Source organism: Streptomyces tendae, assembly GCF_014650435.1.
GTDB lineage: Bacteria > Actinomycetota > Actinomycetes > Streptomycetales > Streptomycetaceae > Streptomyces > Streptomyces tendae.
Genome location: NZ_BMUY01000005.1, coordinates 83689 through 97792, shown reverse-complemented (window position 1 = coordinate 97792; position 14104 = coordinate 83689). Strand labels below are relative to the sequence as shown.

The window sequence follows — 14104 nt, the reverse complement described above, 5'->3', positions numbered from 1 at the left end:
CGGGTGTCAGGTGGTGCGCCGGGGCGCGTAGGTCTCGCGCACGGCGGTTTTGACGATCTTCCCCGAGGCCGTGCGGGGCAGCCCGGGAGCGAAGACGACGGTCTTGGGGATCTTGTACTTGGCGAGTCGGCCCCGCAGGTGCGCGAGGATTTCGGAGGCGTCGGCCCTGGCCCCGCCGGCCAGGACCACGACCGCGTGGCCGACCTCGCCCCACACGGCGTCCGGCACCCCGACGACCGCGCACTCGGCCACCGAAGGATGGCCCAGTAGCGCGTCCTCCACCTCGGCCGGGTACACGTTCTCCCCGCCGGAGACGAACATGTCCTTGACCCGGTCGACGATGTAGGCGTACCCGTCGTCGTCCGTCCGCGCGACGTCGCCGGTGCGCAGCCAGCCGTCGTCGGTGAAGGCCGCCGCGGTTTCCTCGGGCCGGCGCCAGTAGGCGCGCATGACGTTCGGGCCCTGCACGAGGACCTCGCCACGCTCCCCGGGATCGGCGTCACGTCCGTCGGGCAGGGCGATGCGGGTGTCGGTGAAGAAGTGCGGCACCCCGGCGGACCCGGCCTTCGCGGACGACTGCTCCCGGTCCAGGAAGAGCACGCCGGGGGAGGCCTCGGTCATGCCGTACCCCTGGCTGAAGGTAAGGCCGCGCGCCAGGTAGGTCTCGATGGTGCGCGTCGGCACCGGCGCCCCGCCGCAGTTCAGCGAGCGCAGGCTGGAAAGGTCGGCCTCGGCCCAGCGCGGCTGCGCGGCCATCGCGTCGTACATGGTCGGGACGCCGAACATGTACGTCACCCGTCGGTGCTCGATGACGTCGAGAACCTGTGCCGCCTCGAAGCTCTCCAGCAGCACCACGCGACCGCCCTTGAGGAGGGTCGGCAGACAGGTCATGCCCAGTCCGGCGGTGTGGAAGAGCGGGGCGACGACCAACGTCACCTCGTCGCCGCCGAGTTCGGTGTCGACGAGGACGTTGACGCTGTTCCACGTGATGTTGGCGTGGGTGAGCACGGCCCCCTTGGGGCGTCCCGTCGTCCCGGAGGTGTACATGATGATGCACGGGTCGTCCGGGGCGACGGCCTCGTCCAGTCCTCCGGTGCCGCCGTTGGCGAGCAGTTCCTCGTAACCGAGGGCGCCCTCCCCGGCCGCGCCGAGGGTGATGCGGTGCCGGACCGCACCGTCCGCACCTGCCGATGCCTGCGCCGCCGTCGCGGTGTGCCCGGCGCTGTGCACCAGGACGGTGCTGCCGGAGTCGGTGAGCTGGTACGTCAGCTCCGGTGCGGTCAGCCGGCTGTTGAGGGGCACGAAGATCGCGCCGAGCACCCCGGCCGCGAACAGCGTCTCCAGGAACGACGGATGGTTGGGACCGAGGTACGCGACCCGGTCCCCGCGGTCCACCCCGAGTGAGCGCAGGGCGTGGGCCAGCCGCAGGACACGCTCGTACAGCTCCCGGTAGGTCAGCTCCGTGTCCTGGTGCACGATCGCCGTGCGCTCAGGTGTCTTGCGGGCCCGGCGTGCGGGCCAGGAACCGATGCCTTGGTTCAGCACGGCGCCCTCCTTGTGCAGGCTTCAGAATCGTTGGCTTTCAGTCCGTGACCAGGCCGAGCAGCCGGGCGGCGTTGTCCTTGAGGATCTTCGGCCGTACCTCGGGCTTGACGTCGAGCTTCTCGAAGTCGGCGAGCCACCGGTCGGGGGTGATGACCGGGTAGTCCGAGCCGAAGAGCACCTTGTCCTGCAGCAGCGAGTTGGCGTACCGCACGAGTTGCGGCGGGAAGTACTTCGGCGACCAGCCCGAGAGGTCGATGTACACGTGCGGCTTGTGCGTCGCGACGGCCAGCGCCTCGTCCTGCCACGGGAAGGAGGGGTGGGCCAGGATGATCCGCAGTTCGGGGAAGTCCACGGCCACGTCGTCGACGAGCATAGGGTTGGAGTACTTCAGCCGGATGCCTCCGCCTCCGGGGACGCCGGCGCCGATACCGGTCTGCCCGGTGTGGAACAGGGCGGGGACACCGAGTTCCTCGATCGCCTCGTAGAGCGGGTACGCCATCCGGTCGTCGGGGGAGAACGCCTGGATGCTGGGGTGGAACTTGAACCCGCGGACCCCGTGTTCCTCGACCAGGCGGCGGGCCTCGCGCGCTCCCGCCCGGCCCTTGTGCGGGTCGATGCCGGCGAACGGGATGAGCACGTCGCCGTGTTCGGCGCAGCTCTCGGCCACCTCCTCGTTGGCGATGCGCGGGTGTCCGGTGGCGTGCTCGGCGTCCACGGTGAACACCACGGCCGCCATGTTCCGTTCACGGTAGTACGCGGCCATCTCGTCGATGGACGGCTGCCGGTGGCCGTGTGCCTTGAAGTACTCCTCGGAGGCGCCGAAGAGTTCGGGGCTCAGCGCGCCGTGACCGCTCTTGGAGATTTCCGCGTGGGTGTGCACGTCGATCGCGGTCAGCGCGGCGACGTCGATCGCCTGGTCGCTCATCTCAGGCCTCCGGGGCCTTCGGGGCGGGGATGCCGTATGTCTCGGGCTCGGCGCCGACGCCCTCGTGCCACTGCTCGGCGATCGTGTCGGCGCTCCAGCCGCCGTCGGCGAAGGCGACCGCCTTCTCCGCGGGGTGCGACCACAGCGCGAGCCGGTCGCCGCCGATGCCGATGGCCTGGCCGGTGACGTCCTTGGAGCCGTCGGAGGCGAGGAAGGTGATGAGGCTCGCCACGTCCTCCACGGTGCCGAGGCCCTCGTCCTTGCGCAGCCAGTCGGGGAGCGGGGCGCCGGTGCGTTCGGCCTCTTCGATGACCGGCCCGAACGCCGGAACGGTCTTGGTCATCTCGGTGGCCGCGACGGGCACGACCGCGTTCACGGTGATGCCCGCGCGGGACAGCTCCATGGCCCAGGTGCGGGCCATCGCCACGATGCCTGCCTTGGCGGCGGCGTAGTTGGTCTGCCCGAAGTTGCCGCGCTGGCCCGCGGGGGAGGAGATCAGCACGATGCGGCCGCCCTCGCCCTGCTCGCGCATCCGCACCGCGGCGGCGCGGGCGCAGGTGAAGGTGCCGCGCAGGTGCACCTTGACCACGGCGTCGAAGTCGTCGTCGGTCATCTTCCACAGCACCCGGTCGCGCAGGATTCCGGCGTTGGTGACGAGGACGTCGAGGCGTCCGAACTCGCGTACCGCCGTCTCGGTCAGCAGCTCGGCCGCCTCGCTGTCGCCGACCGCGGCCACCGCGCCGGCCGCCTTGCCGCCCGCCTCGGTGATGGCGGCGACGGCCGCGTCGACCACCTCCGCGTCCACGTCGTTGACGACGACGCAGGCACCGGCCGCCGCGAGCGCCTCGGCGTAGGCCCGTCCCAGCCCGCGTCCGCTTCCGGTGACGACGGCGACTTTGCCGTTCAGGTCCATGGCAGCCCCACTCCTTGATTGACAGGAATCCTGTTGGTTGGCTCCAGTGTTCTCATTCATCAGGAATCCTGTCAATGGCTTAGGGTGGATCGTCGTGAGAGACCGAACGGGCGGCGACGGAGGCACGGCATGACCGAGGCGGCACGGCCGGCGGCAGTGGACGAGGCCGAGGCGGGGCCTTCCCTGCTCTACCTGATCAAGCGGGCCGAACTCGTCGTACGGGCCCGCCTGGAGGAGATGCTCAAGCCGGCCGGGGTCACCGCCCTGCAGTACACCGCGCTGACCGTGCTCGAACGGCACGACGGCGTCTCCGCCGCCCAGCTCGCGCGCGACTCCTTCGTCACCGCCCAGTCGATGGCCGACATGGTCCGTGCGCTGGAGAGCCGCGGCCTGGTCCGGCGCGAGCCGCACCCGCGCAACCGGCGCGAGAAGGTCATCCGGCTCGCGGGCCCCGGGCGCAGACTCCTCGCCGACTACGCCGAGCCGGCCCGGCGCCTCGAGGAGCGCATGGTCGGTGAACTGGTGCCCGCCGACGTCGAGCGGTTCCGGGACGCGTTGAAGAGCGCGCACCGGTCACTGTCCTGACGTACCGCCGCGGCGCTCACGGCCCGGAGCGCTTCACCTCGTCCAGCCTGCGCGCCCGCGCGGCCCGCTCGAAGGGGGTGTCGCCGTGGGCCCTGCGGTCGCCCAGGGAGGCGTACAGCTCCGAGACGGCGGCCGAGTCGTGGTGCGAGGCCAGTTCGGCCAGCTCGGGGGAGACCGTGGCGAGGATCTGCCGGAAGCGCAGCTCGGCGAGCGGGCCTAGGCGGTCGTAGATCTGCACGAACACCTGCTGGGCGCGGGGCCGGTCCCACTCCTGCGGCAGCAGCACCGCCGGCAGGTCCGGGTCGCTCTCCGGGAAGTTCCGCCAGGCGACCCGCAGTTCGGTGCGGGTCCGCAGCGCTTCCGCCGGGCTTATCCGGCCCGCGTCCAGGTGGTCGAGGACCGAGGCGTAACGGTCGATGAAGGCGCGGTACTCCTTCGTCAGCGCCGTCAGATCGAAGGCGGACACCGGATCGCCCTCGGCGGGGCCGCCGGGGACGGTGGCACAGCGCAGGACGGTCGCGGTCGCGATGCCGAGGTCGCGCAGCAACTCCTGCGCCTCGGTGCCCAGGTCGTGCGGGGAGACCCACAGCCCGTCGTAGAGGGCGGCGAAACCGAGCACGCGCAGCCGGGAGCGGAGGCTGGTGCGCAGGCTGCGGGCCTGCTCCGGAACGGAGAACGCCACGACCGTCCACTGCCCGTCCCACTCGGGCGCGACGGTGCCGAACGTCAGCATCCGGTGCGTGCGCTCGACGATCACTTCCGAGGTGCGCGGCGGAATGCCGTACGCCGTCGTGCGTCCGTTGCGCGAGGTGTCGAGCAGGCCGCGGGCCACGAGCCGGCGCATGGCCGCCCTGGCACCGTCGGAGGTGACGTCGAAGTCGGCGAGCAGGCGCACCAGCGCGGTGGCCGGAATGTGCTCATTCCGCCAGTACCAGAAGTCGCCCAGCAGGGAGGTGAGCAGGAGCTGGGGCTCCGCCCCGGTCTGAGCCCGGGGCAGCTCGGCCTTCCGCGGGTCCTTCCCCATGGCACCTCGGTTCCTCGATGGCCTTCGCGTCGCACCGAAGTATCGCACGACTCTTGTCATAGGCGACACCTCGTGCGACGCTCGGCAACGATACCGACAATGACGCGGATCTCACTTCATGCAAGGGAACACCTTCATGTACAACTCTCGATCCCACCGACGGTGGCGACCCCATGGCACGCTGAGTGCCGCGCTCGTGGGCGTGCTCGCCCTCGCCGGCTGCGGCGCGTCGGACGAGGAAGGCGCGGGGACCCCGTCCCTCGACGCGGTGCCTGCCCTGCACGACGCTCTGCCCCAGTCCGTCAAGGACGCCGGTGTGCTGCGTTTCGCGGGCGACTCCCACCCGCCCTTCCGCTCGGTGGCCGCCGACGGCTCCGTGACCGGCATCGACGCCGACCTCCAGAAAGCCCTCGGTCAGGTGCTCGGCGTACGCACCGAAGTCAAGATCGTGAACAACCTCCCGGCGGCGCTCCAGGGCATGCTCAGCGGCCGCTACGAGGCGTTCAACGGGCCCGTTCAGGCCACCGCCGAGCGGGAGCGCCAGTTCGACACCATCACCTGGATGACCAGCCGCACCTCCTACGTCCTGCCGAAGGACTCCAAGGCCGGTGTCGCCTCCGCCGACGACCTGTGCGGCAAGAAGGTCGCCGTGGTCAAGTCCAGCGTGGTCGAGGGACAGTTGAAGAAGCTGTCGGCGTACTGCACCGCGAAGGGTGACAAGGCCGCCACGGCGATCGGTCTGGACGACACCAACGCCACCCTCCTCGCCGCGCAGTCCGGCCGCGCCGATGCCGCCGGGATGACCCAGGCCGCCGCCATCGACGTCGCCGAGACCCAGAAGGACAAGTACGGCTACGTCACCCAGACCGAGGCCCAGGGTGCCACCACGGACCACCTCGCCCTCCTCGTGCCCAAGCACAGCGGGCTCGGCCCGGTGCTCCAGAAGGCCTTCGAGAAACTCGTCGACGACGGTGAGTACCAGCGCGTGATGAAGCACTGGGGACTCACGGACGTGATGGTCGACGAGCCCGTCCTGAACATCGCCGGCAAAGAGGGCTGAACCGTGCCCGGATCCCTTTCCCCGACCAAACGCCCCGCCGACGCCGTGACCGACACCATGATTGACGACGTCGCCCGCTCGACGCGGCGCGTCCGCCCGTGGCGAGTGTTGGGCGGCGTGGTTCTCGCCCTCGTCGCCGTGGTCCTCGCCCACTTCCTGGTGACCAACGAGCGCCTTGAATGGGATGTGGTCGGCGAGTACCTCTTCGACCCCTCGGTCCTCTCCGGCCTCGGCACCACCGTCTGGCTCGCGCTCGCCGCCACCGTCATCGGCGCGGTCGTCGGAGCGCTCCTCGCCGCCGCCCAGCTCTCCGACTTCGCGCCCGTCCGCTGGGCCGCCACCCTCTACATCGGCGTCTTCCGCGGCATCCCGCCGCTGGTGCAGCTCATCTTCTGGTTCAACCTGGCCTATCTCCTGCCGCGCATCTCCATCGGCATCCCCTTCGGTCCCGAGTTCGCCTCCTGGGACGCCAACGAAGTGATCACCCCGGTGACGGCCGCCGTGATCGGCCTGTCCCTGGTGGAGTCGGCGTACATGGCCGAGATCATCCGCGGCGGCCTCATCGGCGTGGAGCAGGGACAGCGCGACGCCGCCCGCGCCATGGGCCTCACCCCGGCGCAGACCTTCTTCAGGGTCGTACTGCCGCAGGCCATGCGGGTCATCATCCCGCCGGGCGGCAGCCAGTTCATCAGCGTCCTCAAGGGCACCGCACTGGTCTCGGTGATCGCCATGGCCGACCTGCTCCACTCCGTCCAGGTCATTTACAACCGCACCTACGAGATCGTCCCCATGCTCATCGTGGCCTGCCTCTGGTACCTCGCCGTGGTCACCCTGTTCACCTTCGGACAGCGCTGGCTGGAGCGGCACTTCTCCCGCGGCCACACCACGGGCGGCGGCCGTGCCCGCCGGCCCAAGCCCACCCCCGACGGAGCGACCGCATGACCGGTGAGCCCGCCCTGCGCGTGCGGGGCATACGCAAGAACTTCGGCGACCACGCCGCCCTCGACGGCGTCGACCTGGACGTCGCAGACGGGGAGGTCGTCACCGTCATCGGCCCCTCCGGCTCGGGCAAGTCGACCCTGATCCGCTGCGTGCACCAGCTGGAGACCATCGACTCCGGGGCCATCTACCTGGACGACGAACTCCTCGGCCACGAACGCCACCGCGGCGGCCTGCGCCCGCTGGGCGCCCGCCGGGTCGCCGCCCAGCGCAGCCGGATGTCCATGGTCTTCCAGCAGTTCCACCTCATCCCGCACTTCACGGTCCTGCGCAACATCACCGAGGCCCCGGTCCGCGTCCACGGCCGCTCCCGCGCCGAGGCCGAGACCGAAGCGCGCGAACTCCTCGAACGGGTCGGTCTCGGCGACCGCGCCGACCACTACCCGCGTCAGCTCTCCGGCGGCCAGCAGCAGCGCGTCGCCATCGCCCGCGCCGTCGCCGCACGCCCCCGCGTCATGCTCTTCGACGAGCCCACCAGCGCTCTCGACCCGGAACTGGTCGACGAGGTGCTCAGCGTCATGCGGCAGCTCGCCGCCGAAGGCATGACCATGGTCGTCGTCACCCACGAGATCGCCTTCGCCCGCGAGGTCGCCGACCGCTGCGTCTTCATGGAGGCCGGCCGCATCGTGGAGAGCGGCAGGCCCGACGAGATGCTCACCGCCCCGCGCACCGCGCGCCTGCGCGCCTTCCTCGCCCGGCAGGCCCGGCACGGCGAGGCGGGACAGCGCGAGAACCAGCACGGCCAAAGCCTCCCCACCGCCCAGGAGCACACTTCGTGATCACCGTCGCCTCGGTCGGGGACCTCATCCTCGACGAACCCGACCCCGCCTCCTACCTGGCCCCCTCGGCCGCCCTGCTGAAGGCCGCCGACGTCACCGTCGGCCACGTGGAGGTACCGCACTCGACCACCACCGTCCAGCAGAGCACCGACGTCCCCGCACCCCCGGCCGACCCGGCAGCGCTGGCCGCCCTCGCCGACGCCGGCTTCGACGTCGTGACCCTCGCCGGCAACCACATCCACGACGCCGGAACCGAGGGCATCACCGACACCCTCGCCCACGCCCGCGCCGCGGGGCTCCTCCCGGTCGGCGCGGGCACCAGCCTCACCGAGGCCAGGACCCCGGCGATCGTGGAGCGCGGCGGCCTGCGCGTCGGCGTCCTCTCCTACAACTGCGTGGGCCCCCGCGAGTCCTGGGCCACCTCGGGCAAGGCGGGCTGCGCCTACGTCCACGTCCTCACCCACTACGAACTCGACCACGCCAGCCCCGGCGGCCCGCCGAAGATCTACACCTTCGCGGCCCCCGAGAGCCTCGCCGTCCTGGAGGCGGACGTGGCCCGACTGCGCGAGGAGGCCGACGTGGTCCTCGTAGGGCTGCACAAGGGCGTCGGACACACCCCGGCCGCCGTCGCGATGTACGAGTCGCCGGTGGCGCGCGCCGCCATCGACGCGGGCGCCGACGCGGTCTTCGGTCACCACGCCCACATCATGCGCGGCATCGAGACCTACCGAGGCCGGCCGATCTTCCACGGCCTGGGCAACTTCGTCACCGTCACCCGTGCCCTCACCCCGGACGCGAGCAGCCGCTCCAGCGCCGAACTGACCGAGTGGGCCCGACGCCGCAAGGAGCTGTACGGCTTCTCGCCCGACCCGGACATGCCCGCCTATCCCTTCCATCCCGAGAGCCGCAACACCGCGATCGCCTTCTGCCGGTTCGACGGCGACGGACAGGTCGAGGCGGGCTTCGAACCCTGCTGGATCGACGACGCGGGCCGCCCGGTGCCCTGCGGCGACACCGAGACGGGCCGCCGCGTCACCGACTACATCGAGGACATCACCCGCCGGGCGGGCCTCAACGGCCGGTTCGTCCGCAAGGACGGCCGCGTACTGATCCAGCTGACCACCGAAAGGGCATCATGAGCGACCAGCCACTCGCCGGACGGACCGTCATCGATCTGACCACCGCGCTCGCGGGCCCCTACGCGACACTGCTCCTCGCGGGTCTCGGTGCCACGGTCATCAAGGTCGAGAACCCGGCCACCGGCGGCGACTCCTCGCGCAACAACGCCCCCTACGCGGGCGCCGACGGACTCTCCGTGTCCCGGCAGGGGCCCGACGACATGTCCGTCTCCATGCTGGCCCGCGGCCGCAACAAGCTGAGCGTCACCCTCAACCTCAAGGACAAGCGCTCCCAGCGGGTCTTCGCCGACCTGGTGCGCGACGCCGACATCCTGGTGGAGAACTACAGCCCCGGCGTCACCGGCCGCCTCGGCATCGACTACGCCGCCGTTCACGAGCTCAACCCCCGCCTCGTCTACACCTCGATCACCGGCTTCGGCAGCCAGGGCGGCCCCGGCTCGGGCAAGGCCATGGACTCCATCATCCAGGCACTCTCCGGCGTCATGCTCACCGCCGGCGAACCCGACGAGGGACCGGTCCGCTTCGGGCTGCCCGTCGGCGACATGCTCGCCCCGCTCTTCGCGGTCATCGGCACCCTCTCCGCGCTGATGCAGGCCGACCAGAGCGGCGAGGGCCAGCACGTCGACGTCTCCATGCTCGGTGCGCTGACCTCCCTGGTGGCGTGCGAGCCCTTCGACGCCTTCGCGGCCGTCGGCATGGAGCAGCGCACCGGCGCGATGGTGCCCCGCCTCGCCCCCTTCGGCATCCTGCCGACCAGTGACGGCCACCTCGCGCTGTCCGCGCCCACCGACGCCTTCGCACACGGCGCGCTGCGCGCCGTCGGCCGTCCCGACCTCATCGACGACAGCCGTTTCCACAGCCGCGACCAGCGCGTCCGCAACGCCGACGCCATCCACGCCCTCATCCGGGAGTGGACGTCCCGGCGCACCACCGAGGAGGCGCTGCGCCTGTTCACCGCCGAGGGCGTGCCGGCGGCCGAGGTGCGCGACCCCCGCGAAGCCGTGCACGACCCCCTGGTGCGGGCACGCGAGGAGGTGGTGCCGCTGGCCCACCCCGTCCACGGCACGGTCGAGGGCCTGGCCACCACCGGTGTCCCCATCCGCTTCTCCGGTGCCCGCGCCGGGTTCGACCGGCCCGCCCCCGCCCTGGGCGAGCACAACGACGAGGTCTACCGGGGAAAGCTCGGCTACAGCGCGGACGACGTCGCCGAACTCGCCGCGGATTCGGTGATCTGACCCGCGCCGCACCCTCGCACCATCTGGAGGAACAGTCATGTCCGCTGCCCTGGCGCAGCTCCTCTCCCACCACACCGGCGGCCGGGGGGCCCACCCGGGACCGGTGATCGGGTACGTCGGCGCCGACGTACCCGTGGAGTACCTCACCGCCGCCGGCCTGCTGCCCGTACGGCTCGGCGGCGACCCGCACACCCCGAGCACGACCGGCGACCGCTATCTCGGAACCGGCCTCGACCCGGCCGCCCGCTCGGTCCTCACCCGCCTCCTCGACGGCGGCCACGGCCCCCTGGACGGCGTCGTCGTGTCCCGGGACTGCGAGGCGTCCACCCGTCTGTTCTACGCGTTGCGCGAGCTGCGCCGCGTCGAACCGTCCCGGGCGCTTCCGCCGGTCCACCTCGTCGACGTCCTGCACCTGCCGCACCGCACCACCACCCGCTACGTGCGGGCCAAACTGGCCCAGCTGCGCGCCACCGCGGAGACCTGGGCCGGACGCACGGTCGACGACACCGCGCTCGCGGCGGCGATCACCGCCCACGACCGGCTCAGAGAACTCCTCGCCCGGGTCGCGGACCTGCGCCGCGCCCGCCCGGCCCGCCTCAGCGGCACCGAGATGCTCACCGTGGTGGCCGCGACCACGGCCCTCCCCGTCGACCGCGCCACACGACTCCTCGAACAACTGCTCGCCGAAGCGGACGGGCTGCCCGAACACGAAGGGACGCGCGTGTTCCTCACCGGAAGCCCGCACGACACCGCCCACGTCTACGCGAAGATCGAGAACATGGGCTTCCTCATCGTCGGTGAGGACCACGACCGGGGCGACCTGCTGTACCGGCGCAGGACCGGTACGCCGACCGAGACCGCGCTGGCCGAGCGCTACCAGCACAACGGACCCGCCGCGCCGCGCGCCGCGATCCGCACCCGGGCCGAGCACACCCGCCGGCAGGCCGAGGCATGCGGCGCCGAGGTCCTCGTCGGCTACGCCCGGCTCCGGGACGACGCGCCGGCCTGGGACTACGCCGCCCAGGCGGCCGCGACAGGGCTGCCGTCCGTCTTCCTGTCCCGGCAGCCCTACGGCGGCCTCGACGACGGGGCAACCGAGGCCCTCGCCGCCCTGCGCCCCGCCGCGCCCGCGGAGGCACTGCGATGAGCACCCGCCTCAACTCCGCGTCCACGGCGACCAAGTACCAGCGAGAGTGGTTCGCGCAGCTGCGGCAGGAGGTGGCCGACGGCGCGCCCCTCGCCCTGGTCAACGCCGACGCCCCGCAGGAAATCTTCCGCACCATGGGCATCCCGTACGTCGTCAACCAGTGGTGGTCCTCGGTCGTCACGGCCAAGCGCCGTGCCCAGGACTACCTCGCCCTGCTGCGCGAGCGCGGCCTGCCCGACGACAGCGAGCAGTACAGCTCCATCCCCCTGGCCTCGATCTACGACCCGGCGCCCGCGAACGCGCCCTGGGGCGGCCTGCCCCGTCCGTCGATCGTGCTCGCGGAGACCACCGGTGACACCTCGCGCAAGGTCTTCGACATCTGGGACGACCAGCCGGGTGTCTCCTTCTACCCGCTGGAGAGCGCCGCCGAGAACGACGTCCCCGCCCGCTGGTGGGAGTTGATGCCGCGCAACTGGGAACAGGCCGTCGGCAGCGACCGCCTCGACCTGATGACCGGCGAACTCGAAGGGCTGATCCGCTTCCTGGAGCAGACCACCGGCCGCACCTTCTCCGAAACCCGGTTCGCCGAGGTCATGGAGCTCACCAACGAACAGCAGGAGTGGAACCGCCGTACCCGCGATCTCATCGCACGGGCCCGCCCCTGCCCGCTGCCCGTCAACGACTCCATCCCGAGCGTGATGGTCCCGCAGTGGCACCGCGGCACCGTCTGGGCCCGCGACGCGGCCCACGCCTTCCACGACGAGGTCGCCGAGCGCGTCGAGGCCGGTACCGCGGTCGCGCCCGCCGAACGCGCCCGGCTGATGTGGATCGGCCGTGGCCTCTGGTTCGACCTCGACTTCTACCGGCGGTTCGAGGAGAGCCACGGCGCGGTCTTCGTCTGGTCGATGTACCTCGCCATCGCCGCCGACGGCTACCTGCGCTACGGTGACGACCCGCTGCGCGCCCTCGCCGCCCGGTTCGCCGCCTTCTCCGACCAGCTCTACACCCCGCCCTGGTCGGCGGAGTGGTACGTCAAGGAGGCCCGGCACCACGGGGTGGACGGCGTCGTCCACCTGGTCTCCGACGACGCGCGCGGCAGCTACTTCACCACCCGCGCCCTCGAAGCCGCCGGCATCCCCGTCCTCGAACTGCACGCGGACAACGTGGACGCGCGCGGCGCCGGTCCCGAGGAGCTCACCCGTACCGTCGGCGACTGGCTCGAGGCGCGTGTCCGTCCGGCCGCCTGAGCCGGCACCGTCGATGCCGGCAGTGCTCGCCGGCGCCCTGGCCGCCCTCTTCGTCGGTTCGCTCACCAACACCGTCGTCGGCATCGCCCTGCCGACGATCGCCGGCGAGCTGGGCGGCCAGGACCAGGTGCCGTGGGTGGCGAGCGCCGCCCTGCTCACCATGACGGTGGCGACGCCACTGTGGGGCAAGGCCGCCGACCGGCGCGGACCGAGGGACCTGCTCCTCGCCGCCCTCGGTGTCTTCGTTGCCGGGTCGCTCCTTGCCGGGTGCGCGCCTGCCATGGGCGTCCTGCTGGCCGGCCGCGCCGTACAGGGCGCCGGGGCGGGCGGCATCCTCGCCCTCACCAACGCGCTCGTCGCCGGACTCGTCCCGGCACGCGAACGCGGCCGGTACACCGGCTGGTTCGGGGTCTCCTTTGGCACCGCCTCGGTGGCGGGCCCGCTCGTCGGCGGCCTGCTGGTGGGTGCGCCGGGTCCAGGCTGGCGCTGGTGCTTCCTCGGCGTGATCCCCGTGGCGCTGGGCGCGGCGGCCCTCGTCCGCCTCGCGCCGCACCGTGTTCCGGCCGCGCCCCGCGGGGGCGTCGACCTGCTGGGCGGCGCCCTGCTCACCACGGGCGCCTCCGGGACGGTCGTCCTGCTGTCGGCGGGCGGCCGCACCTGGCCGTGGGCCTCGTGGCCGACCGCTGCCCTCGCCGCCGCCGTCCTGGGCGCGGTCGCCGCGGGGGTACGGCAGGAGCGGCGTGCCGCCGACCCGATCCTGCCGCCCCGGCTGTTCCGCCGCCGCGGCCTCACCGTGGCCTGTGCGACCGGCTTCCTGGGGGGCGCGGTCATGTTCGGTGGCGTCATCTACCTGCCGCAGTACCTCCAGGTGGTCCGCGGCCACGACGCCACCGAGGCCGGTCTCCTGATGCTCCCGCAGGTCGGCACGATGATCGTCGCCTCGACGCTCGCCGGACGACTCATCACCCGTACCGGCCGGTGGAAGGTGTTCCCGGTGACGGGCTGCGCCCTGGTGACGGCCGGCGCCGTGCTGCTCTCACCCCTCGCCCCCGACACCCCGGCGTGGTGGCTCGCCGGGGCGATGGCCGTCCTCGGCGTGGGCACGGGCCTGACCCAGCAGGTGCTCGTGCTGGTGGCGCAGAACGCCGTCGGCCCCGGTGACGTGGGGACGGCAGGAGCGGCGGCCACCTTCAGCCGCACCCTCGGCGGCGCGGTCGGCGTGGCCGCGTTCGGCGCGGTGCTTTCGGCCCGGATGCGCTCCGGGACACCACCCGGCCAGGAGGGCCGCGACCTGCTCGGCACTCCCGAGAGCGTCGCCGCCCTGCCGGCCCACCTCGCCGAGAGCGTGCGGGCCTCCTACACGGACGGCCTCTCCTCGGTGTTCCTGCTGACCGTTCCGCTCGCGGCCGCCGCACTCGTCGCGGTCCTGCTGGTACGGGAGACGCCGCTCGAGGGCCGCGACTAGGACACGGGACCGGGGCCGTACCGGATGATGTGTCCCGTACG

13 protein-coding genes are annotated in these 14104 nt (G+C 72.1%); 9 read left to right on the top strand and 4 right to left on the bottom strand.

All coding sequences use genetic code 11. The features are described from left to right. Positions 1-6 precede the first annotated feature (6 nt). The 3 genes from IE258_RS15245 to IE258_RS15235 are packed head-to-tail and all read right to left on the bottom strand — an operon-like array spanning position 7 to position 3383. Positions 7-1545, bottom strand: coding sequence for an acyl-CoA synthetase (locus tag IE258_RS15245; protein ID WP_189743763.1), 1539 nt, complete (start codon positions 1543-1545; stop codon positions 7-9). Between the two features lie 37 nt (positions 1546-1582). Continuing rightward, complete coding sequence (locus IE258_RS15240) at positions 1583-2470, bottom strand: amidohydrolase family protein (RefSeq protein WP_189743761.1); 888 nt, start codon at positions 2468-2470, stop codon at positions 1583-1585. Position 2471: 1 nt separating this feature from the next. Beyond that, entirely contained in the window at positions 2472-3383 is a 912-nt protein-coding gene (locus IE258_RS15235) for an SDR family NAD(P)-dependent oxidoreductase (protein WP_189743759.1), read from the bottom strand. A 129-nt stretch (positions 3384-3512) separates the two neighbouring features. Between IE258_RS15235 and IE258_RS15230 the strand changes: the two genes are divergently transcribed. Further along, a complete protein-coding gene (locus IE258_RS15230) occupies positions 3513-3968 on the top strand; it encodes a MarR family winged helix-turn-helix transcriptional regulator (protein WP_189743757.1) in 456 nt (151 codons plus the stop codon). A gap of 16 nt (positions 3969-3984) precedes the next feature. On the opposite strand, the gene IE258_RS15225 is transcribed toward IE258_RS15230, so the two are convergent. Beyond that, the gene (locus tag IE258_RS15225; protein ID WP_189743755.1) at positions 3985-4992 is read right to left on the bottom strand and encodes a PaaX family transcriptional regulator; all 1008 of its coding nucleotides are present in this window, start codon (positions 4990-4992) and stop codon (positions 3985-3987) included. Positions 4993-5128: 136 nt separating this feature from the next. Between IE258_RS15225 and IE258_RS15220 the strand changes: the two genes are divergently transcribed. The 8 genes from IE258_RS15220 to IE258_RS15185 are packed head-to-tail and all read left to right on the top strand — an operon-like array spanning position 5129 to position 14063. Next, positions 5129-6052 carry a transporter substrate-binding domain-containing protein gene (locus tag IE258_RS15220; protein WP_189743753.1) on the top strand — a complete coding sequence of 308 codons (924 nt, stop codon included), beginning with the start codon at positions 5129-5131 and terminating at the stop codon, positions 6050-6052. Positions 6053-6055: 3 nt separating this feature from the next. Beyond that, the gene (locus IE258_RS15215) at positions 6056-6994 is read left to right on the top strand and encodes an amino acid ABC transporter permease (RefSeq protein ID WP_229892120.1); all 939 of its coding nucleotides are present in this window, start codon (positions 6056-6058) and stop codon (positions 6992-6994) included. Further along, entirely contained in the window at positions 6991-7830 is an 840-nt protein-coding gene (locus tag IE258_RS15210) for an amino acid ABC transporter ATP-binding protein (protein WP_189743751.1), read from the top strand. Before IE258_RS15215 ends, IE258_RS15210 begins: the two co-directional genes overlap by 4 nt. Beyond that, a complete protein-coding gene (locus IE258_RS15205; RefSeq protein WP_189743749.1) occupies positions 7827-8969 on the top strand; it encodes a CapA family protein in 1143 nt (380 codons plus the stop codon). Before IE258_RS15210 ends, IE258_RS15205 begins: the two co-directional genes overlap by 4 nt. Beyond that, positions 8966-10204: a CaiB/BaiF CoA transferase family protein gene (locus IE258_RS15200; RefSeq protein ID WP_189743747.1), complete on the top strand. Its 1239-nt coding sequence runs from the start codon at positions 8966-8968 to the stop codon at positions 10202-10204. Before IE258_RS15205 ends, IE258_RS15200 begins: the two co-directional genes overlap by 4 nt. Before the next feature lie 37 nt (positions 10205-10241). Then, on the top strand, positions 10242-11351 hold the full coding sequence (locus IE258_RS15195; protein WP_189743746.1) for a 2-hydroxyacyl-CoA dehydratase subunit D: 1110 nt from the start codon (positions 10242-10244) through the stop codon (positions 11349-11351). Further along, on the top strand, positions 11348-12598 hold the full coding sequence (locus IE258_RS15190; protein ID WP_189743744.1) for a 2-hydroxyacyl-CoA dehydratase family protein: 1251 nt from the start codon (positions 11348-11350) through the stop codon (positions 12596-12598). The genes IE258_RS15195 and IE258_RS15190 overlap by 4 nt, the downstream gene beginning before the upstream one ends. Positions 12599-12611: 13 nt before the next feature. Continuing rightward, positions 12612-14063, top strand: a complete 1452-nt coding sequence (locus IE258_RS15185) for an MDR family MFS transporter (RefSeq protein ID WP_189743742.1) — start codon at positions 12612-12614, stop codon at positions 14061-14063. Positions 14064-14104 lie beyond the last annotated feature (41 nt).

Excerpts from the sequence above, each read along its gene's own strand:
- IE258_RS15185 (WP_189743742.1), top strand. The coding sequence starts at position 12,612 with ATGCCGGCAGTGCTCGCCGGCGCCCTGGCCGCCCTCTTCGTCGGTTCG.
- IE258_RS15230 (WP_189743757.1), top strand. The coding sequence starts at position 3,513 with ATGACCGAGGCGGCACGGCCGGCGGCAGTGGACGAGGCCGAGGCGGGG.
- IE258_RS15195 (WP_189743746.1), top strand. The coding sequence starts at position 10,242 with ATGTCCGCTGCCCTGGCGCAGCTCCTCTCCCACCACACCGGCGGCCGG.
- IE258_RS15235 (WP_189743759.1), bottom strand. The coding sequence starts at position 3,383 with ATGGACCTGAACGGCAAAGTCGCCGTCGTCACCGGAAGCGGACGCGGG.
- IE258_RS15225 (WP_189743755.1), bottom strand. The coding sequence starts at position 4,992 with ATGGGGAAGGACCCGCGGAAGGCCGAGCTGCCCCGGGCTCAGACCGGG.
- IE258_RS15240 (WP_189743761.1), bottom strand. The coding sequence starts at position 2,470 with ATGAGCGACCAGGCGATCGACGTCGCCGCGCTGACCGCGATCGACGTG.
- IE258_RS15210 (WP_189743751.1), top strand. The coding sequence starts at position 6,991 with ATGACCGGTGAGCCCGCCCTGCGCGTGCGGGGCATACGCAAGAACTTC.
- IE258_RS15220 (WP_189743753.1), top strand. The coding sequence starts at position 5,129 with ATGTACAACTCTCGATCCCACCGACGGTGGCGACCCCATGGCACGCTG.
- IE258_RS15200 (WP_189743747.1), top strand. The coding sequence starts at position 8,966 with ATGAGCGACCAGCCACTCGCCGGACGGACCGTCATCGATCTGACCACC.
- IE258_RS15190 (WP_189743744.1), top strand. The coding sequence starts at position 11,348 with ATGAGCACCCGCCTCAACTCCGCGTCCACGGCGACCAAGTACCAGCGA.